The following is a 23,942-nucleotide window of genomic DNA, read 5'->3' as shown; positions in this document are numbered from 1 at the left end:
CCCGGATGGTCAGGGTCCAGGAACCGCCGTCACCGGAGACCGAGCAAGGAAATCCCGTGCATCATCCCGTGCATCCGCACTCGCAGACCCCCGGCCGCACGTCGGACCGGGAAGGCGGCCAGCACACTGCCGGCGCCGCTCCCGCAGCCAAGGAGACGTCGGAGTCCGGCGGCGACACCCTCCCGCCCGTGACAGACACCGCCGCCACCGGGCCCTTCTCGGGATCGGCCGAGAACGGATACCGCCCCGCATCCAGGGCGAGCGCTCCCAACCCCTACACGAGCCGGCGGGTGAGCAACGTCGACGACGTCGACACCGGCGCCACCCCGATCACGCAGTGGCGCGGCGTCGGGCTCGACGAGCCCGAACCGCGCAGCCCGCACATCCCCGCCACGACGGACACCATGACCGACACCTCCTCCTCGCCAGAGCGCGCAGAGCGGCCCGAGGCCCCTGCGACGCACACACCGGCCCCCGAGCCCCAGCGCCAGGAGGTCCCCGCCTCCGAGACCAGGTGGCCCGAGCCCCGCACGGGAGCCCCCCAGGCGGCTCAGCAGGGCCAGGAGGCGTGGCAGCGGCCCGCCGACCGGCCCCAGCAGCCCTCCGCCGGTTCGGGCGAGCCCCGGGCGGAGCGGCCCCAGGCCCCGCAGCCGGAGCGCCCCGAGGCCCCTGCGCCGTCCCCCTACCAGCAGCCGAGCACCTCGCACGAGCCGCCTGCCCAGGAGCGCTACTCCGAGCAGCGGTACGGCGACGCGACGCGCGCGGGCCAGCAGTACCCGGGCGACCGGATCCAGGCCCCGCAGCACCCCGACGGCCGGTACGCGGCTCCCTACCAGGGCGACGGACGCCACCAGGGCCCGGCCCCGCAGGCCGGCCAGTACCAGGGCGAGGCCCCCCGGGGCGGCCAGTACGGCAACCCCTACGAGCCGCGCTACTCCGGGCACGAGCAGTACCAGCCCCACCCGCAGGCCCCCGCCGGCTACCCGGCGCACCGGCAGGACGCCTACGCGCCCCCGCCGCCCCCGCAGTACGGCGCCTACGCACCGCCGCAGGGCCAGCCCATGCCGCCGCAGCACGCGCCCTACCCGGCGCCGTACCCGCAGCAGCCCGTGGTCGCCTACCCGAGCCCCTACCCGGTGCCCTTCCAGCCGCCCGGCTACGTGCTCCACGGCCAGCCGGTCTTCTACCCGGGGCAGTACAACCCCTACGGCCAGCCCGTCCAGCACGTCATCGTGCTCGCCGCCGGGCAGCAGCCGCAGGTGATCACCACCGAGTCGGCCGGCGCGCTGCTGGCCGAGCACGCCGGGCGCACCACCGCCGAGGAGGTGCGGGAGGACAGGGCGGCCGAGCGGGCCAGGGCCGTGGAGGAGGCCGCGCCCGCCCCCGCGGTCGCCGCCGAGCCCGAGCCCAAGGCCGTCACCGGGGCCCCGGCCGCCCCGGTCGAGGCCCCCGAGCCCGGCACGGCCGCCGCCCCCGAGGAGGAGCGGGCCCCGGCGGAGCCGGAGGTCCCCAGCGACCTCCCCGAGCGGGCCGCGCTCGTCGAGGAGATCGCCGCACTGCGCGGCAAGCAGGGCACCCTCCTCAACGAGGCGCTCGCCGGCCTGGCGATGCGCGACCTCTCGCTCGTGGACGCGCTGCTGGAGATGGTCGAGGAACTGGAGACCGACGCCCAGGACCCCGACCTGCTCGACAAGCTCTTCCAGATCGACAACTTCGCGACCCGGATGCGGCGCAACGGGGAGAACCTCCTGGTGCTCACCGGACACGACGGCGGCGAGTCCGACGCCCACGACGAGATCGTCCCCCTGCTCGACGTCGCCCGCGCGGCCACGTCCGAGATCAAGGACTACCCCAGGGTCCGCCTGGGCAAGCTCCCGCAGACCTCCATCACCGGTATGGCGGCCGACGACATCAGCCACCTCCTCGCCGAGCTGCTGGACAACGCCACCGCCAACTCGCCCGAGCACTCCCAGGTCGTGATCAGCGGCCAGGAGATGGACGACGGCCGCCTCATGATCGTCGTCGAGGACGAGGGCGTGGGCATCCCCGAGAACCAGCTGGCCGAGCTCAACGCCCGCCTGGGCGGCCAGCCGGTCCTCGACGACGAGGTGCCCCGCCACATGGGCCTCTACGTCGCGAGCCGGATCGCGATCAAGCACGGACTGGAGACGAGACTCGAATCCCGGTCCTTCCGCGGGGTGAGCGCCTACGCGATCATCCCCAAGGAGCTGCTGCGCGTGGCCACCCCCCGCACGCCCGGACAGGGGCGCACGTCCACGATCCCGACGGTCAAGGCCCCCGCGGCCCCCGTCGCCCCGGCGGCACCCCGGCCCATCCCGGGCACCGGTGCGAACGGGACCCCCGCGCCCGCTCCCAAGGAGGGCGCGGCCTCCTCGGTCACCGCGGCCGGACTGCCCCGGCGCAGCGCCACCCCGCACGGCTCGCCCCTGCGGAGGATGCCGCGTCCCGGGACGGTCACGGAACCCCCCAAGGGGCGCGCCGACACCCCGCCCAAGCTGACGGGGGAGGCCAGGGCCGCGCAGATCCGCGACGAGCTCGGCGACTTCCTCGAAGGGGAGCGCGCCGCCCTGGAGGGCGAGGAGATCGAGGGCGACGACAAGTGACGCCACCGTTCCCCAGGGGCTCACAGGAGCACTCCCCGGTGTGCACGCACACCCTCCGTACACAGCGAACCCGATACTCGGCCGAGGCAGGTAGGACACAACGATGACTGAATCCGTGAACGACAGCGTGGAGAACTTCTCGTGGCTCATCGACCGGTTCGTCCGGGACGTGCGGGGCGTCGAGCACGCCGTGGTGGTCTCGTCCGACGGCCTGGTCCTGACCCACTCCAGTGACTTCCCCGAGGAGCACGCCGAGCAGCTCGCGGCCATCGCCAGCGGTCTGCACAGCCTCGCGGTCGGTGGAGCCCAACTGTTCCAGCGCGGTGAGTGCGAGCAGCTGCTCGTGCGCTTCAACCACGGCCACCTCTTCATCATGGCCATCAGCGACGGTTCCTGCATGGCGGTCCTCACCGCCCCCGGCACGGAACTCAAGCTCGTCGGCTTCCAGATGGCCAAGCTGGTCGAGAACGTGGCCCACGTTCTCACGCCGCAGCTGCGCTCGCAGCTGCGCGAAGTCATCCAGAACTGACGAGGGTGACCCGTGACGGTTCGGCAGGAATGAGGTTGCTGCGGCTATGAGCTTCCGCAGGCGAAGGAGTAACCGTGTCCGCCCGTTCACCTTCACCGGTGGGCGGACGCGGTCACGGCATCCGCTGATGGTGCAGACCCTGGTCTCGACGTCCGAGCCCGGGCAGGAACCTCCTGGCACCCTCATGCCGGAGTCGATCAACATCTACAAGCTGTGCCGGGAGACCCGGTCGCTCGCCGAGGTGTCGGCCGAGCTGAACATCCCCCTGGGCGTCACGCAGGTACTGGTCAGCGACCTGGCCGAGCAGGACCTCGTGTACATCCACCCGACCATCACCGGCAGCAGTCCATCGGAAAACCAGGTTCTGGAGAGGGCTCTTCGTGGTCTCGAACGACTTTTCCAGTGACAAGCGGTCGAATCGCAAGAAGATGTCGAGCAAGATCGTCATCGCCGGTGGCTTCGGCGCCGGCAAGACGACCTTGGTGCGCTCGGTGTCGGAGATTCCCCCGGTCACGACAGAGGCGATCATGACCGAGGCGAGCGTCGGACACGACGACACCTCGGTCACCCCCGACAAGACGACCACCACCGTCGCGATGGACTTCGGCCGCATCACCATCGACGACGAGCTGGTCATGTACATGTTCGGGACGCCGGGCCAGGCCCGGTTCTGGTTCATGTGGGACGACCTCGTCCGCGGCGCCGTGGGCGCCGTCGTCGTGGTCGACTGCCGAAGGCTCGCGGACTCCTTCGACGCCGTCGACTACTTCGAGACGAACAAGCGCATCCCCTACATCGTGGCGCTGAACAAGTTCGAGGGCCACCTCGACTACACCTCCGAGCAGGTCCGCGAGGCCCTGGAGGTCAGTCCCGAGGTGCCGATCATCGACTTCGACGCCCGCAACCGCCTCTCCGGGGGCGACGTGCTCAAGACACTGCTCCGGTACGCGTTGGAGCACAACCGCACCAGCGAGCCCGTCGCCTGACGGGTGGGGAGGCCACGGCCTCCCCACGGCCCCGTAGATTCCCCAGGAAAGTTAGCGAACATGCGCAAGATCCTTATCGTCGGCGCGGGTCACGCCGGCCTGCACCTGGCTCACGGTCTCCAGACCCATGGCTACGACGTCACGGTGATCACGGGGCAGTCCTCGCTGGAGATCAGGACCGGCAGCTGCTCGGTCGCCCAGTTCACCTATCCGACCGCCCTGGAGTACGAACGCAAGTTCGACCTCGACTTCTGGAGCGCTCTCGCCCCGCAGATCCGGCGGCAGAAGCTCTTCGTCTACGAGAAGGACAGCCCGGCCGCCGTCCTCCAGGGGTCCTCCCACCCCGGCAACGGGTACTCCGTCTCGATCGACCGTCGCATCAAGATGGCCGACTGGCTCGAGTTCTTCGAGGACCGGGGCGGCAAGGTCGTCATCCACGGCGTCACCGTCACGGACCTCGACTACTTCTCGAGGATGTTCGACCTGATCATCGTCGCGGTCGGCCACGGGGAGCTGGGCCAGCTCTTCGACTACGACGAGAGCCGCTTCAGCGGTGCCAGGCTGAGGTCCATCGCGCAGGCCCACATCTACGACGTGTGGCCCGACTCCGACGAGACCGACGAGAACATCGGCTGGGTCGTCACCGCGGAGGGCGCGGGCAACCTGATGCTCATCCCGATGCTGGCCCAGGAGGGACCCTGCCACAACCTGCTGCTCGTCGACCGCAAGGGCGGCCCGATGGACGCGTGGCCGGACCGGCCGGGGCAGGAGGAGCAGCTGCGCCGGATGAAGGACCTGATGCGCAAGTACGCTCCCCACACCTTCGAGCGGGTCAAGGACGCGAAGCTCGTCGACGGCAGGAGCACCCTCGTGGAGGAGCTGACGCCGCAGGTGCGCAACCCGGTGGGCAAGCTGCCCTCCGGCGGCAGTGTTCTGGGCATGGCCGACGTGGTCGTCACCATGGACCCGTACACGGGGCAGAGCTGGAACAACTCCACCAGATGTGCCCAGGCCTACCTGGAGGCCATCATCGAGCACGGTGACAAGCCATTCGATGATGATTTCCTGGTTTCGGCCTTTGACCGTTTCTGGGAATTCGGTCAGGACAACCAGGTTTGGGCGGAGTTCGCCTCCACTCTCTGGGAAAGGGAACTGCCGGAGCACCTGGGATTGGTCCTGGGGGCGGCCGCCCAGTACCCCGAGGTCGGCGACCGGTGGATCCAGGGGTGGGACAACCCGTCCGACTTCAAGAACTGGCTGTTCAACCCGGAGGCCGCGACCCAGTACGTCCGCGATGTCCAGGCCAAGCACGGCGGATGACGTCCCCAGGCTCGCGAGTCCGCGACCGCCCGGCGTCCTCTGGGGCGCCGGGCGGTTCGTCTTTCCCCGCTTCGTATCTGTCGGATAAGCCACAGAAATGCTTGTCCGAATCTCAAGACCGAAACGTTCTTAGTCGTTGTCAGGGGTTGTGAGTAAGCGTTACGCTCTTTCGGATTGGTGCCTGTTAATCCCAATTGACTGTCTGTGAGCGCGGTTCCTCAGGGCTTGCGCAGCAGTCTGGACTGCGGGAACATCCTGTCGCCGGAACGGTCCACGACCCTGCCCGGCATCACGGGCTCGTGCAGATGCACGGACGTGACGTGTCGATCGCAGCGCACGAGGACGAAGCCGGTACCTGGGCGGAAACCGTCACTTGTGAGAGCGAAAGGCAACGATCGTGAGCAGCAGGACAGGCGGAGACCGGAACTCGTGGGAACCCGTCGCGGTCGTGGGCCTCGCCTGCCGGCTGCCGGGCGCGAGCAGCGCCGATGCCTTCTGGCGCCTCCTGAGCGACGGCCGCGAAGCGATCTGCAGCCCCCCCGAACGCCTCGGCGAGGGCTCTCCGGCACGCGGTCCCGCCTGGGGGGGATACCTCCACGACGCGGAGTGGTTCGACGCCGCCTTCTTCGGGATCTCCCCCCGGGAAGCACTCGCGATGGACCCCCAGCAGCGCCTCGTCCTCGAACTGGGCTGGGAGGCGGTCGAGAGCGCCCAGAGGGCGCCGCGGACGCTGCGCGGCACCCGCGTCGGCGTCTTCGTCGGCGCGATCAACTCCGACTACGCGCTCCTCCAGGACCGCGGCGGACCCGACGCGATCACCCACCACACCCTCACCGGCACCCACCGCGGCATGATCGCCAACCGGCTCTCGCACGCCCTCGGCGTACGCGGACCCAGCCTGACCGTGGACTCGGCGCAGTCCTCCTCCCTGGTCGGAGTGCACCTCGCCGTGGAGAGCCTGCGCCGGGGCGAGTCGGACATGGCACTCGCCGGCGGGGTCAACCTCATCCTCGTCCCGGAGAGCACCCGGGGCGTCGCCCGCTTCGGAGGGCTCTCGCCGACAGCCCGCAGCCACACCTTCGACGCCGCGGCCGACGGCTACGTACGGGGCGAGGGCGGAGCCGTGGTCGTCCTCAAGCCCCTCGGCCGCGCCCTGGCCGACGGGGACCGGGTGCACGCCGTGATCCACGGGGGCGCCGTCAACCACTCCGGCGGCGACGAGTTCCTGACCAGGCCCACCGTCGAGGGGCAGGCAGCCGTCGTCCGTGCCGCCTACGAGGACGCGGGCAAGCGGCCGGACCAGGTCGCCTACGTGGAACTGCACGGGACGGGCACCCCCGTGGGAGACCCCGTCGAGGCCGCCGCGCTGGGAGAGGTCTTCTCGGCCGGCCGCGACGAACCGCTGCGGGTCGGGTCGGCCAAGACCAACGTCGGCCACCTGGAGGGCGCGGCCGGGATCGTCGGACTGGTCAAGGCGGTGCTGAGCCTGGACCACCAGCAGATCCCCCCCAGCCTGAACCACACCAGCCCCCACCCCGACATCGACCTGGAGGGGCTCGGGCTCGCCGTGCAGACCCGGCGCGAGCCCTGGCCCACCCACGCCCCCCTCGCGGGCGTCTCCTCCTTCGGCATGGGCGGGACCAACTGCCACCTGGTCCTGGGGCCCGCGCCCCTCAGCGACCGCACCGGCGCCGAACCCGTCACCGCCTCCGCGCCCAACCCCGTCCCGTGGGTGCTGTCCGCGCGCTCGGAGGAGGCGCTGCGGGCCCAGGCGTCGACCCTGCACTCGTACGTGTCCGCCAACCCCGGGTTCAGGCCCGTCGACGTCGGACTGTCGCTGGCCACGACCCGGGACGTGTTCGAGCACCGGGCCGTGGTGTTCGCCGCGGGCGACGACGGCACCCGCGAACTGGAGTCGATACGGCCCGAGGGCCCGCCCACCGCCGCGGGCCCCGGCCCCGTACTGGTCTTCCCCGGACAGGGCGGGCAGTGGCTGGGGATGGGCCGGGACCTGCTCGACGACGAGGGGGTCCTGGGCGCCGCGTTCGCCGAAGGGATCCGCGAGTGCGAACAGGCCCTCGACCCCTACGTGGAATGGTCGCTCACCGCCGTCCTGCGCGGTGAGCCCTCGGCCCCTCCGCTGACCGGCCCGCAGGCCGGCGCGGACACCGTCCAACCCGCCCTGTGGGCGGTCATGGTCTCCCTGGCCCGGGTCTGGGAGACGCTGGGCGTCCGCCCCTCCGCGGTGGTCGGGCACTCCCAGGGGGAGCTGGCCGCCGCGTACGTGGCCGGGGCGCTCACCCTGCAGGAGGCCGCCCGTGTCGTCGCCGTGCGCAGCCGCGCGCTGACCGCCCTCGCCGGAACCGGCGGCATGGCCTCCCTCGGCCTGACCCGCGAGGAGGCGGAGGAACTCGTCCGCGAGCTTCCCGACCTCCACCTGGCCGCGGTCAACGGCCCCCGGTCGGTGGTGGTCTCCGGCGCCCCGGCCTCGGTCAGGGAAGCGGTGGAGCGGTGCGTGGACCACGGACTCCACGGCGGGCTGGTGGACGTCGACTACGCTTCGCACTCGCCGCATGTGGACCGCATCCGCTCCGAGGTCGGCTCGTCGCTGGACAGGGTGCGCTGGAAGAAACCGCGCATCCCCCTCTACTCGACGCTCACCGGCGCCGAGCTCGGCAGGACACCCCTGAACGCCGGCTACTGGTACTCGGCCCTGCGCAACCCGGTCCTCTTCTCCGACGCGGTGGAGGCGCTGGTGGCGGACGGGCACCGCGTCTTCGTCGAGGTCGGTCCGCACCCTGTCCTGGCCCACGGGGTGCGGGGGGCGCTGGAGCGGGCCGGGGTGTCCGGGCGCGTGCTGGAGACCCTGCGCAAGGGCGCGGGGGACCAGGCCCAGCTGCTCACCGCCGCCGCCCAGGCGTTCACGGCGGGCGTGGACGTCGACTGGCCGGCGCTCTTCAAGGGCACCGGAGCGCGACGGATCGACCTGCCCACCTACCAGTTCCAGCGCGAGCGCTTCTGGCCCGGGGAGCTCGCCGCGCTCCGGCCCGCCCGGACCGGGCGGACCGGGGCCCCGGCGGACACCGGGGCGGGAGAGGAGGCCGCGGCCCGGGCGGCGTCCGTCCTGGACCTGGTGCTCGAACGCACGGCACGCGTCCTCGAACGGGACGGCCTCGACCCGGGCGACGAGGACCGGGCCTTCCGCGACCTCGGATTCGACTCCATCATGACGCTCGAACTGGGCGACGAACTGGAAGAGGCGACCGGGGTCCGCCTGGAGGACACCGTCCTGTTCGAGGTGCCCACGCCGACCGAACTGGCGGGGTTCCTCGCCGGCGAACTGGGCTCCGACGAGGTCGCCGTGCCGGGGGAGGCCCCCGCCGCTGCGCCCGCTCCGCCGCCCGCCGCGGCGCCCCCGGCCGCGGAGGTGGAGGACGACCCGATCGCCATCACCGCCATGGCCTGCCGCCTGCCCGGCGGCGCGTCCTCCCCGGAGGCGCTGTGGCGGCTGGTGCAGGAGGGCGTGGACGCGACGGGAGACTTCCCCGACAACCGCTTCTGGGACCTCGACGCCCTCTACGACCCCGAACCCGGGACCCCCGGCCGCACCTACACCCGCAGGGGCGGGTTCCTGTACGACGCCGACATGTTCGACGCGGACTTCTTCGGGATCTCCCCCCGCGAGGCCGACGCGATGGACCCCCAGCAGAGGCTCCTCCTGGAGACCTCCTGGGAGGCGATCCACCGCGCGGGGCTGTCCACCGACGACATGCGCGGGGAGCAGGTCGGCGTGTTCGTCGGCGCGATGCCCGGCGACTACGGCCCCCGGCTGGCCGACCCCGCCAGGGAGGGCGACGGCGGATACCGCCTCACCGGCTCCACCCTGAGCGTGGCCTCGGGCCGCGTGGCCTACGTCCTCGGGCTCGCCGGCCCGGCCCTGACCATCGACACCGCCTGCTCCTCCTCCCTGGTCGCCCTCCACCAGGCGGCGGAGGCGATCCGCCGCGGCGAGTGCGGGATGGCGCTCGCCGGGGGCGTCACCGTGATGTCCTCTCCCGGGATGTTCCTGGAGTTCTCCGCCCAGCGCGGGCTCTCCGCCGACGGGAGGTGCCGGGCCTTCGGAGCGGAGGCCGACGGGACCGCGTGGGCGGAGGGGGCCGGGATGATCCTCCTGGAGCGCGCCTCCCGGGCCAGGCGGGCCGGGCGGCCCGTCCTGGCCCTGCTCCGCGGCAGCGCGGTCAACTCCGACGGGGCCAGCAACGGCCTCACCGCGCCCAACCCCCGGGCCCAGGAGCGCGTGATCCGACAGGCCCTGTCGACCGCCGGCCTGGAGCCGCACGAGGTCGACGCCGTCGAGGCCCACGGGACCGGCACCCGCCTGGGGGACCCGATCGAGGCCCACGCGCTGATCTCCGTCTACGGCCGGGGGCGCGACGCCGGCGCGCAGCCGCTGCGCCTGGGCTCCCTCAAGTCGAACATCGGGCACGCACAGGCCGCCGCGGGCGTCGCCGGGGTCATCAAGGCCGTGCAGGCGCTGCGCCACGGACACCTGCCCCGCACCCTGCACGCCGACGACCCCACGCCGCGCGTGGACTGGGACGGCAGCGGGGTGCGCCTGCTCACCGAGAACGAGCCCTGGCCCGACACCGGCCGCCCCCGGCGCGCGGCGGTGTCCTCCTTCGGGATCAGCGGCACCAACGCCCACCTCGTCCTGGAGGGCGTCTCCGACGAGGGCGCCCCCGTCCGCCTCCCCGACCTCCCCTTCCGCAGGCGCAGGCACTGGGCGGAGCCCTCCGCCCCGGCCCCCGGGAAGAGGGCGCCGGCCGCCGGCCTGCTCGGCGACGAGGGCCTGGACCTGGTGGACGGCGGCACGGTCTTCTCCGGCCGTATCGGCGCCGACTCCCCGCCGTGGACGGACGACCACCGCCTGCTGGGCCGTGTGGTCCTGCCCGGGACGGCGATGGTCGAACTGGCCCTGCACGCGGGCGCGCGCACCGGGAGCCCGGCCGTCGCCGACCTGACCCTGGAAGCCCCCCTGGTCGTCACGCGTGACGCACCCCTCGAGGTGCAGGTGGCGGTGGGGCGGCGCGACAAGGCGGGGCGCCGCACGGTGGGCATCCACTCCAGGGCCGACGGCGGCGAATGGACCAGGCACGCCTCGGGCCTGCTGGAGCCCTCCGCGGACGTGCCGGTACCCGCCCCCTGGTCCACCGCGGGGGCCCACCCGCTCGACTTCGACCCGGCCGCCGACTACCCGCGCCTCGCGCGGCGCGGCTACTCCTACGGCCCGGTGTTCCGCGGGCTGCGCGGGGCACGGCGCCGCGGCGACGGCGCCCTGCTCGCGGAGGTCGCCCTGCCGGAGGGGGCGCGGGGCTCCTTCGAGGGCCCGCACCCGGCCCTCCTGGACTCGGCGCTGCACGCCGTGCTGCTGTTCGGCCCGGAGGAGGGGGGCGCCCCCCTGGTCCCCTTCGCCTGGAGCGGCGTCCGGCTCGCCCGGCGCGGGGCCGCCCCCTCCGAGCTGCGGGTGCGGCTGGAACCCCTCGGCTCCGACCGCCACCGCCTCCTCGCCTTCGACGCACGGGGCGACGCCGTGCTCACCGTGGAGGAACTCTCCCTGCGCCCCATCGAGGCCGCGTCCCTTCCGCCGGCCCCCGGGGAGGAGCCGGACCTGTACCGGCTCCACTGGCGGGCGGCCGAGGGAAACGCCCCGGCCCCCGAGGTCCCCACCGGGCTCACCGCGCTGAAGGACCTGCTCACCGACGCCCCCGTCCCCGACGTGGTCTACGCGGAGCTGCCGGCCCGGGCGGTCTACGCCGACCACGGCTCCCTCCCGGACGCCGTCCGGGCCGGGCTGCGCTCGGCTCTGGACTCCGTCCGCACCTGGCTCTCGGACGAGCGCACCGCCCGCTCCCGCCTGGTCCTGGTCACCTGGCGCGCGGTCGTGACGGGACCGGACGACCGCCTCAGCGGACTGGCGGCCTCCCCGGCCTGGGGCCTGCTGCGCTCCGTCCAGCGGGAGCACCCGGACCGGCTCGTGGTCGTGGACTCCGACGGCTCCGAAGCCTCCCACCGAGCCCTCACCGGCGTCGCCGGACTCGGCGAACCCCAGCTCGCGCTCCGGGCGGGCCGGGTCCTGGTCCCGCGCCTGGCGCCCGCCTCCGACGACGGGGTCCCCGTCCCGCCCGGTCCGCTCTGGCGGATGGGCGCGCCGGGGGGCGGCGCGGCGGACGACACCGCCCCCGTGCCCGCGCCCGAGGCGGCCGCGCCGCTCGACGAGCACGGGGTGAGGATCGCGGTCCGCGCCGCGGGCGCGGACGTACGGGACGCCGAGGCGGCCCTCGGCCGCGTGGACGACCCGCTCGGCCCGGGGGTCGAGGGCGCGGGCACGGTCATGGAGACCGGGACAGGGGTCACGGACCTGAAACCGGGCGACCGGGTGGCGGGGGTGTTCAGCGGGGCCTTCGGGCCGACCGCCGTCGCAGACCGGCGCAGGCTCGTCCGCGTCCCCGACGGCTGGACGCCGGAGGAGGCCGCGGCAGTGCCGGTCGCCCACCTGACCGCCTACCACGCCCTCGTCGACCTCGCCGCCGTCCGCCCCGGTGAGAGCGTCCTGGTCCACGAGGCCGCCCGGGGTACCGGCCTGGCCGCGGTCCAGCTCGCACGCCACATGGGCGCCCGCGTGTTCGCGACGGCCCACCCCCGTACCTGGCCCGTCCTGGAACGCCTCGGCGTCGAGAGGGAGCACCTGGCCCCCTCCCGGACGACCGAGTTCGAGACCTCCCTGCGGGCCGCCAACAAGGGCAGGGGCATGGACGTGGTCCTGGGCCCGGTCCACGGCGAGGCCGTCGACGCCTCGCTGCGCCTGCTGAACGGGCCGGGCGCCGGTTCGGGGGCGGGCGGCCGATTCGTGGACACGGGAGGGACCGACGTCCGGGACGTGGACGAGGTCGCGGCCGCCCACCCCGGGCGCGGCTACTCCGTGACGCGGCTGTCCGAGGTGGCGCCGGAACGGGTCGGGCAGATCCTGGGACGCGTCATGGAGCTCTTCGCCTCCGGGGTCCTCCGACCGCTCCCCGTCACCGCGCACGCGCTCCGCGACATCGGCGAGGCCTTCCGGGCCCTGCGGCTCGACGACGGCGTCGGCAAGGCCGTCCTCACGGTGGCCGCGCCGTTCCGCCCCGAGGGCACCGTCCTGGTCACCGGCGGCACCGGCACGCTCGGCCACCTCGTGGCCCGGCACCTGGTCTCCGGGTACGGGGTGCGCAACCTGGCACTCGTCAGCCGACGCGGCGCCGCCGCCGACGGGCAGGACGCCAGGACCGACGAGCTGCGCTCCCTGGGAGCGCACGTGGAGGTGCACGCCTGCGACACCGCCGACCGGGAGGCGCTGTCCCGCCTCCTCTCCCGCGTGACCGCCGACCGCCCGCTGAGCTCCGTCGTCCACACGGCCGGGGTGCTCGACGACGCGACCGTGCTCTCCCTGGACCACGAGCGCATGGAGGCGGTCCTGAGGCCGAAGGTCGACGCCGCGTGGAACCTGCACGAGCTCACCGCCGATCTGGACCTGGACTCGTTCGTCCTCTTCTCCTCGGTGACGGGCACCCTCGGCTCCCCCGGACAGGCCAACTACGCGGCGGCCAACGCGTTCTGCGACGCCCTCGCCCACCACAGGCACGAACACGGGCTTCCCGCGACCTCTCTGGCCTGGGGCCTGTGGGGCCCGGCCAGCGGGATGACCGGGCACCTGGACGACGGGGCCCTGGCGGCCCTGGGCCGCGGCGGCCTCCTGCCGATGCCCGCCGACCGCGCCCTGGCCAAGATGGACGCAGCCCTCTACCTGGGGCACGCGGTGGTCGCCCCCGCGCTGCTCGCCCCGGTTCCCGGCGACGCGCAGCCGGTCCTCCGGGAGCTCGCCGGCGCGACCGCGGGGCCGGACGGCGCTCCGGCGGTCGCCGAGGAGCGACAGCCGCCCCTGTCGGTGGAACGGCTCTCCGAGCTGTCCGCCTCCGAACGGGAGAGGCTCCTGCTGGGCGAGGTGCGCGAACACACGGCCGTCGTCCTCGGGCGCGCGGAGGACACCGCCGACGTGCCCGCCGACCAGCCCTTCAGCGAACTCGGACTGGACTCCCTGACCGGGGTCGAGCTCCGCAACCGCCTCCGGGCGGCCTCCGGCCTGCTGCTGCCCGCCACGGCCGTGTTCGACCACCCCACACCCCGGGCCCTGGCCCAGCTCATGAAGGGGCTGCTCTTTCCCGAGACCCCGGCCGACGACCCGGCCGCCGACACCGGCGGGCCGGCCCCCGGAAGCACACAGAAGAAGCGCATCGACGACATGGACGTCCAGGACCTGCTGCGCCTCGCGATGAGCGAGGGAGCCACGGGTCCCGACACCGGACAGGAGGCGGCTGATGACCACCGCTAACGACCAGGAAACCCAGCTCGTCGCCGCCCTGAGGTCCGCCCTCAAGGAGAACGAGCGGCTGCGGGGGCGGGTGCACGACCTGGACAGGCGCGCCGATCCCGTCGCCATCGTCGGCATGGGGTGCAGGCTTCCCGGAGGGGTCTCCTCGCCGGAGGACCTGTGGGACCTCGTGCTGCGCGGGGGGGACGCCGTGGGGCCCTTCCCCGACGACCGGGGGTGGGACCTGGACGCGGTCCTCGGCACCGACGGCGCCGCGCCGCTGTCCGCGATGACGGAGGGCGGGTTCCTCGAGGGCGCCGCAGACTTCGACGCGTCGTTCTTCGGGGTCTCCCCGAAGGAGGCCGCCGCGATGGACCCCCAGCAGCGCCTCCTCCTGGAGGTCTCCTGGGAGGCCCTGGAGCGCGCCGCGATCGACCCCTCCTCCCTGGCGGGGACCCCCACCGGGGTGTACGTGGGGATGATGCCCTCCGAGTACGGCCCCCCGCTGGCCCAGGCGCCGGAGGAGGGGCACCTGCTCACCGGGACCATGCCCAGCGTCGCCTCCGGGCGGATCGCCTACGCACTGGGCCTGGAGGGCCCGGCCATCACCGTGGACACCGCCTGCTCCTCCTCCCTGGTGTCGCTGCACCTGGCGGCGCGCGCGCTGCGCGAGGGGGACTGCACCCTCGCCCTGGTCGGTGGGGCCACGGTGATGGGCAGCCCCGGCGTTCTCGCCGAGTTCACCCGCAAGCAGGGCCTGTCCGGGGACGGCAGGTGCCGTGCCTTCGGCGCCGACGCCGACGGCACCGGCTTCGCCGAGGGCGTGGGGGTGCTGGTGCTGGAGCGTCTGTCGGACGCCCGGCGGCACGGGCACCCGGTCCTCGCCCTGGTCCGGGGGAGCGCCGTCAACCAGGACGGCGCCTCCAACGGCCTCACGGCCCCCAACGGCCCGTCCCAGGTCCGCGTGATCCGCGCCGCCCTCCACGACGCCGGGATCGCCCCCGGGGAGGTCGACGCCGTCGAGGCGCACGGCACCGGGACCGCCCTCGGCGACCCCATCGAGGCGCAGGCCCTCATCAGCGCCTACGGGAGCGGGCGGAGCACGCCCCTCCTGCTGGGCTCGCTCAAGTCCAACATCGGCCACACCCAGGCCGCCGCAGGGGTGAGCGGCGTGGTCAAGGCCGTCTGCTCCCTCCTGCACCGAGAGATCGCCCCGACCCTCCACGCGGAGACGCCCTCGCCGCACGTGGACTGGGACGACACGGCCGTGCGCCTCGCCACCCGGCGGACCCCCCTCCCCCCGTCGGACCGCCCGGCCCGCGTCGCGGTGTCCTCGTTCGGCATCAGCGGGACGAACGGGCACGTCATCCTGGAAGAGGCGCCCGCCGTGCCCGCCCCGGAGCCGGGAGGCGCCCCCGCGCCCGAGCACCGGGGGCCCCTGCCCTTCGTGCTGTCCGCGCACACGCAGGGGGCGCTCGCCGACGCGGCCGGACGCCTCGTGCCGGCACTGGACGCGTCCGGCGGCAGCGCATCCGGGCCGGGCGCCGTCGCCCGCTCCCTGGCGGTGACCCGCGCGCGCCTCGCCGAGCGGGCCGTCGTGCTGGCCTCCGACACGCAAGGGCTCTCCGAGGCCCTGACGGCCCTGGCCGAGGGCCGCCCGGACAGTCGCGTGGTCCGGGCGCGGGCGCTCGCGAGCGGATCCACCGCCTTCGTCTTCTCCGGGCAGGGATCACAGCGCACGGGCATGGGACGGGACCTGTACGACACCCACCCCGTCTTCGCCGGAGCCCTGGACGAGGCCGCCGCGGCGCTCGACCACTACCTGCCCAGGCCCCTGTACTCGGTCATGTGGGCCGAGGAGGGCAGCGCGGAAGCCGCGCTGCTCGACCAGACCCTCTACACCCAGGCCGGGGTCTTCGCCGTCGAGGTCGCCCTCTTCCGCCTGCTCTCCTCCCTCGGCCTGGACCCCGACCACGTCATCGGCCACTCCATCGGCGAGATCTCCGCCGCGCACGCGGCTGGGGTGTTCACGCTGGACGACGCGGCCCTCCTCGTGGCCGCGCGCGGCGGCCTCATGCAGGGGCTGCCCTCCGGCGGGGCCATGGCCGCGGTCCAGGCAGGGGAGGAGGAGGTGCGCGCCGCGCTCGCCGCCTCCGGGGAACCCCTCTCCGTCGCCGCCGTCAACTCGCCCGACGGCGTCGTCCTGTCGGGGGAGGAGGACGCCGTGGAGCGCTTCTGCCGCCGCTTCGCCGAGAGCGGGCGCGCGGTCAAGCGGCTGAAGGTCACGCGGGCCTTCCACTCGTCGCTGATGGACCCCGTGCTGGACGAGTTCGCCCGCGCGGCCGAGAAGGTGACCTACCACAGGCCTGTCCTGTCCCTGGTCTCCAACGTGACCGGGACCCACGCCGGCCCCGAGGTCCTCCACCCGGACTACTGGGTGCGGCATGTGCGCGACACGGTCCGCTTCGCCGACGGCGTGGCGTACCTGCGCGCGACCGGGGTGACGGAGTTCGTCGAGGTGGGACCGAGCGGGACGCTCACCTCCATGGTGGAGTCCTGCCTGGCGGGCGACCCGGGAGCGAGGGCGACCGCCCTGATCGGCGGGCCCAGGACCGAGTCGCACGAGCTGACCGAGGCGCTGGCGGCCCTGCACGTCCGGGGCGTCCACGTCGACTGGGACGGACTCCTGCCGCCCGGCACCGGTACGGCCGCGCTGCCCACCTACCCCTTCCAGCGCGAGCGCTACTGGATGAACCCGCCGCACGGGGGCCGCGTCCTGGTGGAGGTCGGCTCCGGCGGGGCCCCCGCCGCGGAGCGCGAGGGCGACCCCCTCCCGCGACTCCACCTCGCCGCACTCGGGGGCGAGGAGCGTGTCGAGGCGATCCTGGAGCTGGTGCGCGAGGAGGCCGCGGCCATCCTCGGCCACACGACCCCGCGCGACGTCTCCGCCGACGGCGGGTTCCTGGAGATCGGTCTGGACTCCCTCGGGGCCGTCCGCCTCGCCACGCGGCTCGGCGACCGGACGGGCCTGGAGGTCTCCTCCTCCGCCGTCTTCGACCACCCCAACCCCTCGGCGCTCGCCCGCCACCTCGGTGACGCCCTCGGGGCCGGTGGCGCGGCCCCCGGGTCCGACGCCGACGCCGAGCGGGTCCGAGCCGCCCTCGCCCGGGTACCGCTGGAACGGCTGCGCTCCGCCGGCCTGCTCGACGCCCTTCTCGCCCTCGGCGGGGACGGCACGCCCGACGGGGACGGCGACCCCGGCCGGGCCGGTCCCCCCGGAGAGGGGCAGACGCCCCCACCGGGGGCGAACGTGGACTCCATGGACGTCGACGACCTCGTCCGCATGGTGTACGACCAGGCCTGACAAGCGAGCAAGGGACATGATGAACAACCCAGCCGACGGACGACGGACCGACGCGAGGGTCGTCGAGGCGCTGCGAGCCTCCGTCAAGGACAACGAGCGCCTGCGGGAGCAGAACAGGGCCCTCTCCCTGGCCGCGTCCGAACCGATCGCCATCGTCTCGATGAGCTGCCGCTACCCGGGCGGGGTCACCACCCCGGAAGACCTGTGGGAACTGCTGGTGTCCGAGCGCGACACCGCCTCGGACTTCCCCGGCGACCGGGACTGGGACCTGCGCGACCTCTTCGACGACGACCCCGACCAGCCGGGCAGGAGCTACACGCGCAGGGCCTCGTTCCTGGACGACCCGGCGGGCTTCGACGCGGCGTTCTTCGGCATCTCGCCGAAGGAGGCGCTCGCCATGGACCCCCAGCAGCGACTCCTCCTGGAGTGCTCGTGGGAGGCGGTCGAGCGCGCCGGGATCGACCCCTCGACGCTGAGGGGCACCCGGACCGGCGTGTTCGCGGGGGTGGTCGCCGCCGCCTACGGGCCGCGCGCCGTGGACGCCGCCGACGGCAGCGAGGGGCACCTGATCACCGGGACCGCGGCCAGCGTCGCGTCCGGCCGGATCGCCTACGCCCTGGGGCTGGAAGGTCCCGCGGTGAGCGTGGACACAGCCTGCTCGTCCTCGCTGACCGCGCTCGACATCGCGGTCTCCGCCCTGCGCCGGGGCGAGTGCGACCGTGCCCTCGTCGGCGGCGTCAGCGTCGTCACCGACCCCTCCCTCTTCGCCGGTCTCAGCGGCCAGAGGGCGCTGTCGCCCGACGGCCGCAGCAAGGCCTTCGACGCCGCGGCCGACGGCACCGGGTGGAGCGAGGGCTGCGGCGTGCTGCTGGTGGAGCGCCTCTCGGAGGCGCGGCGCCGGAACCACCCCGTCCTCGCGCTCGTCCGCGGCCTGGCCGTCAACCAGGACGGCGCGAGCAGCGGACTCACCGCCCCCAACGGAAGCGCCCAGCGCAGGGTCATCCGGCGCGCGCTGGAGGTCTCCGGAATCACCCCCGACCAGGTGGACGCCGTCGAGGCGCACGGAACGGGGACGGCGCTGGGGGACCCCATCGAGGCCGAGGCCCTCATCAGCACCTACGGCAGTGCCCGTACCGCGCGCGACCCCCTCCTCCTGGGTTCCCTGAAGTCCAACATCGGCCACACGGTCGCCGCGGCGGGCATCTCCGGCGTGATCAAGATGGTGCTCGCCCTGGGCAACGAGACCCTGCCCCGGTCCCTGCACCTGGACGAGCCCACCCCGCGCGTCGACTGGTCGGCGGGGACGGTCGTCCCCCTGCGGAGCGCCGTGCGGTGGCCGCGCCGCGAGGACCGGCCCCGGCGGGCCGCCGTGTCCGCGTTCGGCATGAGCGGTACCAACGCCCACGTCATCCTGGAGGAGGCGCCGGCGCCGGAGCCGGAGGCCGTCCCCGGACGCCCCCGGGACGCCGCCCCGGCCGGCTCCGCCCTGCCCTGGCCGCTCTCCGCGCGCGGCGGCGCCGCCCTCGCCGCCCAGGCGGAGCGGCTGGGCGCCCACCTCGACGCCCACCCCGGGCTCCGCGCCGCGGACGTCGGCCACACCCTCGCCACGGCGCGGGCGGACCTGCCCGACCGGGCGGTGGTCGTCGCCCGGGACGGCAACGGCTTCCGCGAGGGGCTGCGGGCCCTCGCCGCGGGAGAGGACTCCGAGCACCTCGTGCGCGGCCGCGCAGGGGAGCGGGCCAGGACCGCCCTCGTCTTCCCCGGCCAGGGATCGCAGTGGATCGGCATGGCCGTACCGCTCATGGACACCGTCCCCGAGTTCGCCGAGAGCATCGAGGCGTGCGAGAAGGCGTTCGCCCCCCACCTGGACTGGTCGCTCACCTCCGTCCTGCGGGACGAGCCCGGGGCGCCGTCGCTGGAGCGCGTCGACGTCGTCCAGCCGGTGCTGTTCGCCGTCATGGTCGCGCTCGCCGGCCTGTGGCGCTCCCACGGCCTGCGCCCCTCCGCGGTGATCGGCCACTCGCAGGGCGAGATCGCCGCCGCGCACGTGGCCGGAGCCCTCACCCTGGAGGACGCCGCCCTCATCGTCGCCGTCCGGAGCCGGCTCCTCACGCGCCTGGTGGGCAGGGGCGCCATGGCCACGCTGGCACTGTCCGCGCAGGAGGCCGCCGAGCGCATCCGCCCGTGGGAGGGGCGCGTCTCCGTCGCCGTCGTCAACGGACCCGCGACCGTCGTCGTGGCCGGGGACAAGGGACCGGTCGCCGAACTCGTCGCGGCCTGCGAGGTCGAGGGCGTCAAGACCCGTCGCATCCACGAGGACGTCGCCGGGCACTCCCCCCACGTGGAGGCGCTGCGGGACGACCTGCTCGCCGCCCTCGCCGGGGTCAGGCCCCGCGCCGCCGCCGTGCCCCTGTACTCGACCGTCACCGGCGAGCGGATCGACGGGACCTCCCTCGACGCACGCCACTGGTTCGAGAACCTCCGCCGGACCGTGCTCTTCGAGCCCGGCGTCCGTGCCCTGCACCGGGCCGGTTTCACCGCGTTCGTCGAGGTCAGCAGCCACCCCGTCACCACCTACGGCATTCAGCAGACCGTGGAGGCCGCCGGGGACGACACCGCGGCCGTCCTCCACACCCTGCGTCGCGGGGAGGGCGGACACGACGACTTCCTCACCGCGCTCGCCCGCGCGTACGTCAGGGGCGTCCCCGTGGACTGGTCCCGCCCCTGCGCGCCGCACGCCCCCCGCACCGTGGACCTGCCCACCTACCCGTTCCAGCACGAGCGGTACTGGCTCGCGCCCGCCCGGGCGGCCGACGTGTCCGGCTCCGGGGCCGACCCCGCGACCCATCCGCTGCTGGGGGCCGCCCTCGACCTCCCGGGGACGGGGGGCACGCTGTTCACCGGCCAGCTGTCCCTGCGCGAACACCCCTGGCTCGCCGACCACGCCGTGGGCGACACCGTCGTCCTCCCCGGCGCGGCCCACCTCGACCTCGTCCTGCACGCCGCCGAGCACGTGGGGCACCCGGTCGTCTCCGAACTGACGCTGCGCGCGCCGCTGGCCCTGACACGGGACGCCGACGTCCGCGTCCAGATCGAGGTCGGGCCCGCCGACGCGGACGACCGCCGCTCCGTGCGCGTCCACGCCCGCCCCGCCGACGAGCCCGACGGCTGGGCGCTGTACGCGGAGGGAACCCTCGCCAGGACCGGTGGCGCGACCCCCGCCGCCGGGCCCTGGCCGCCGCCCGCGGAGCCGCTTCCCGTCTCCTCCCTCTACGACGACCTCGCCCGGGACGGGTACGGCTACGGGCCCGCCTTCCGGGGCCTGCGCTCGGCCTGGCGCGACGGCGACGACGTCTGGGCCGAGGTGGAGCTGCCCGGCGAGCACCGGGGGGAGGAGGCCGGCTATGGCCTCCACCCCGCCCTGCTCGACGCCGCGCTCCACACGGTCGCCCTGGCGGTGCGCGAGAGCGGCGGAGGCCCCGGACAGGTCTTCCTGCCGTTCGAGTGGACCGGGGTGAGGCTGTACGCCGCCGGGGCCCGCACCCTGCGGGTGCGCGCCGGCCGGATCGGCCCGAACGAGTACGACCTGGTCATGACCGACCCCGCCGGTGCCCCGGTGCTCACCGCGGAGGCCCTGGAGGTGCGCCCCGTCTCGGTCGGGCAGGTGGAGGAGGACGTGCGGCGCACCCGCCGCCGGGAGCTGTACACGCTGGAGTGGCCCGCCGCCGACCTCGCGGACGCGGCGATGGTCCCCGCCGTCGCCGTCCTGGGGGACGACCCCGTCGGGGTGGGCGGGGCCCTGGCCCGGGCGGGCGTCGCGGTCCACCCCGTCACCGGTATCGACCGGCTCCGCGACCTGCCCGCGCACATCCCGGTCCTGGCCGTGTTCTCCCCTCCGGGCCCCGGCGACGCGGACGGCGTGCCCGGGGAGCGCCGGGCCGCGACGCGGCCGGGGGAGGGGGCCCCGCCCCGTGAACGGCCCGCGGAGTCGCACACGGCCCTGGGGCGCGGCCTCGCGCGCCTCCAGGAATGGATCACTCCGGGGGAGGGGGGCGGCAGCCGCACCCCGGCGCCCGGGTACGAGCCCCCCGGGGACCGCGCGCCCGGGGAGGCCGCGGGACCCGCCGACGCGGCGCGCTCGGCCCTGGGCCGCGGACTGGCGCTCCTCCAGGAGTGGCTCGCCGCGGACCACACGGCCGACCGGCGCCTGGTGTTCGTCACCCGGGGCGCGGTCGCCGCGACCCCGGACGAGGACGTGACCGACGTCGTCCACGCCTCCCTGTGGGGGATGCTCCGCGCCGCGCAGGCGGAGCAGCCCGACCGCTTCACCGTCGTCGACGTGGACGGCTCCGACGCCGCCGCCGGGACCCTCGGCCGCGTCCTGGCCGGAGGGGAGCCCCAGGCCGCCCTGCGCGGGACGGTCGCGCGGGTGCCCCGGCTGGCGGAGGCCGGCCCGGACGGGCGGGTCCGCCGCATCGCCGCGGACGGCGGCACCGTACTGATCACGGGAGCCACCGGAGCGCTCGGCTCCGCCGTGGCCCGCCACCTCGCCGCGCACCACGGGGTCGGCAACCTCCTGCTGCTCAGCCGCCGGGGCGGCGAAGGGCCCGGGGCCACGACGCTCGCAGCCGACCTGGCGGCGCTGGGCGCGCGTGCCGAGTTCGTCGCCTGCGACGTCACGGACCCGGAAGCCCTGGCGGCCGTCATCGGCGCGGTGCCCGACGACCGGCCGCTGCGCGCGGTGGTGCACGCGGCGGGCGGCATCGACGACGGCGTCCTCACCACGCAGACCGCGGAGAGCATCGACCGGGTCCTGCGTCCCAAGGCCGACGCCGCCCTGCACCTGCACCGGCTCACCGCGCACCTGGACCTGGACGCCTTCGTGCTCTTCTCCTCCGCCGCCGGGGTGCTGGGCAGTCCCGGGCAGTCCAACTACGCGGCCGCCAACACCCTCCTGGACGGCCTGGCCCGGTACCGCAGGTCCCTGGGCCTGCCGGGGCAGTCGATCGCGTGGGGGCTGTGGGAGGAGCTGGGCGACGCCGGCAGGCACCTGGACGAGGGGGACGTGTCCCGTCTCCGGCGGCTCGGCATGGCCCGCGTCCTGACGCGGGAAGAGGCCCTGGACCTGTTCGACGCGGCGCTGGCCTCCGGGGAGCCGTACCTGGTGCCGCTGCCCGTGGACCTCGCCGGCCTGCGCTCCCGCGCCGCCCGCACCGGCCGGGTGCCGCACCTGTTCCGCGGCCTGGTCCGACAGCCCCGCAGGCGCGCGTCGGCCGGGCGTGCCGCCGCCACCGGGCTGCCCGCACTGCTCGCGGCCGGCGGCGAACAGGAGCGGGTCGGTCTCCTCACGGAACTGGTCTGCGCCCGCACCGCCGACGTGCTGGGCCGTCCCGAGGGCGACCGGATCGACCCGGAACAGGACTTCCTCGAACTGGGCATGGACTCCCTCACCGCTGTGGAACTGCGCAACGAGCTGCGTGAGGCCACGGGCCTGCGCCTGGCCGCGTCCGTCGTCCTGGCCCACTCCAGCCCCTCCAAGCTCGCGCGCCACCTGGCGGGGGCACTGCCGGAGCCCGGGGCCGCGGCGGGGCCGGACCCGGACCCCGTGGAGGAGGACCCCCTCAAGGGTGTCGTGCCCCTGTTCCGCCAGGCATGCCGCCAGGGCCGCGTCGCCGACGGCATCGCCCTGGTCCAGTCGGCCTCCCGCATGCGCCCGGTGTTCACCGGACCGGAGGACTTCGGACCCCTGCCCAAGCCGGTCACCATGGCCCGGGGCCCGGTGGGCCCCAGGCTGGTCTGCCTGCCGTCACTGGTCATGGTCTCGGGCGCCCAGGAGTACGCGCGCTTCGCCGGCGCGCTCCAGGGCAGGCGCGACGTCACGGTGCTGCCCCAGCCGGGGTTCACCCCCGGAGACCCCCTGCCGGAGACGCTGGGAGCGGCCGTGGAGCTCCAGGCGCTCGCCGTGCGCGCCGCCGTCGGGGAGGACGAGCCCTACGTCCTGGTCAGCCGCTCCTCCGGGGGGTGGATGACCCACGGTGTCGCGACGCGGCTGGAGGCCGAGGGCAGGGCGCCCGTCGGCCTGGTCCTGATGGACACCCCCATGCCCGACGAGCCCACGGCGCTCCCCATCATCCAGGCGGGCGTCCTGGAACGCGAGACCCGCTTCGGGCTGATGGACGACACCAGGGTCACCGCCATGGGGCGCTACATCGAGCTCTGCCGTGACTGGGCCCCGGTCCCCACCAAGGTGCCGACCCTGGCGGTGCGGCCGAGCGAGCAGATGCGGGACGGAGCGGGAACGCCCATCGGAGGCGGGGACTGGCGTTTCGAGTGGCCCCTGCCGCACGACTCCCTCGACGCGGGCGGCGACCACATCACGATGCTGGAGGATCACGGCGCCGACACGGCCCGGGCCGTGGACGCCTGGATCGCCGACCGGGGCCTGTAGCGGCCCGGAGGCTCCGGACGCCACGGTTCCCGGCCGGGGCCGCCACGGTCCGCCGTGACGGCCCCGGCTGACGCCGCCCCGCGTCCGGCGCGCGGGGACGTGCGCGAGGGGGCCGCCCGGGGATCCGGGCCACGGTCGCCCCGGCGGCGCGCGGGCGGGGGCCGGAGCCACGCGGAACAGAACCGGCCCCGCCGGCGTTGAGCACCACGTGCCCGGGAACCCTCTGCCGACCTCGCGGAGCGCCCCGGCCGCGACCGTCCTCCTCCGGTA

Annotated in this window: 8 protein-coding genes; all 8 read left to right on the top strand. The window is 74.8% G+C overall.

The features are described 5' to 3' along the window. Nucleotides 1-188: 188 nt before the first annotated feature. The 8 genes from ACQPYD_RS26200 (at nt 189) to ACQPYD_RS26165 (ending at nt 23,672) form a co-directional block, all read left to right on the top strand. Entirely contained in the window at nt 189-2,624 is a 2,436-nt protein-coding gene (locus ACQPYD_RS26200; protein ID WP_433698141.1) for an ATP-binding protein, read from the top strand. 103 nt (nt 2,625-2,727) lie between these two features. Next, entirely contained in the window at nt 2,728-3,153 is a 426-nt protein-coding gene (locus tag ACQPYD_RS26195) for a roadblock/LC7 domain-containing protein (protein WP_267946182.1), read from the top strand. Nucleotides 3,154-3,199: 46 nt separating this feature from the next. Then, entirely contained in the window at nt 3,200-3,559 is a 360-nt protein-coding gene (locus tag ACQPYD_RS26190) for a DUF742 domain-containing protein (RefSeq protein ID WP_082768466.1), read from the top strand. Nucleotides 3,560-3,581: 22 nt separating this feature from the next. Further along, nucleotides 3,582-4,139: a GTP-binding protein gene (locus ACQPYD_RS26185; protein WP_330160917.1), complete on the top strand. Its 558-nt coding sequence runs from the start codon at nt 3,582-3,584 to the stop codon at nt 4,137-4,139. 60 nt (nt 4,140-4,199) lie between these two features. Further along, a complete protein-coding gene (locus ACQPYD_RS26180; protein WP_433698140.1) occupies nt 4,200-5,459 on the top strand; it encodes a styrene monooxygenase/indole monooxygenase family protein in 1,260 nt (419 codons plus the stop codon). A 397-nt stretch (nt 5,460-5,856) separates the two neighbouring features. Beyond that, complete coding sequence (locus ACQPYD_RS26175; protein WP_433698139.1) at nt 5,857-13,881, top strand: SDR family NAD(P)-dependent oxidoreductase; 8,025 nt, start codon at nt 5,857-5,859, stop codon at nt 13,879-13,881. Then, complete coding sequence (locus ACQPYD_RS26170) at nt 13,868-17,224, top strand: type I polyketide synthase (protein WP_433698137.1); 3,357 nt, start codon at nt 13,868-13,870, stop codon at nt 17,222-17,224. The genes ACQPYD_RS26175 and ACQPYD_RS26170 overlap by 14 nt, the downstream gene beginning before the upstream one ends. A gap of 19 nt (nt 17,225-17,243) precedes the next feature. Then, on the top strand, nt 17,244-23,672 hold the full coding sequence (locus ACQPYD_RS26165; RefSeq protein ID WP_433698136.1) for a type I polyketide synthase: 6,429 nt from the start codon (nt 17,244-17,246) through the stop codon (nt 23,670-23,672). The last annotated feature ends 270 nt before the right edge of the window (nt 23,673-23,942 follow it).

Origin of the sequence: Nocardiopsis sp. CA-288880 (assembly GCF_050955985.1) — a bacterium.
Taxonomy (GTDB): domain Bacteria; phylum Actinomycetota; class Actinomycetes; order Streptosporangiales; family Streptosporangiaceae; genus Nocardiopsis; species Nocardiopsis tropica.
The sequence above is the reverse complement of the archived record's forward strand: the minus strand, read 5'-3'. Positions and strand labels throughout refer to the sequence as shown.

Coding starts and splice junctions, on each gene's coding strand:
- ACQPYD_RS26190 (WP_082768466.1), top strand. CDS start 3,200: ATGAGCTTCCGCAGGCGAAGGAGTAACCGTGTCCGCCCGTTCACCTTC.
- ACQPYD_RS26170 (WP_433698137.1), top strand. CDS start 13,868: ATGACCACCGCTAACGACCAGGAAACCCAGCTCGTCGCCGCCCTGAGG.
- ACQPYD_RS26195 (WP_267946182.1), top strand. CDS start 2,728: ATGACTGAATCCGTGAACGACAGCGTGGAGAACTTCTCGTGGCTCATC.
- ACQPYD_RS26185 (WP_330160917.1), top strand. CDS start 3,582: ATGTCGAGCAAGATCGTCATCGCCGGTGGCTTCGGCGCCGGCAAGACG.
- ACQPYD_RS26165 (WP_433698136.1), top strand. CDS start 17,244: ATGAACAACCCAGCCGACGGACGACGGACCGACGCGAGGGTCGTCGAG.
- ACQPYD_RS26180 (WP_433698140.1), top strand. CDS start 4,200: ATGCGCAAGATCCTTATCGTCGGCGCGGGTCACGCCGGCCTGCACCTG.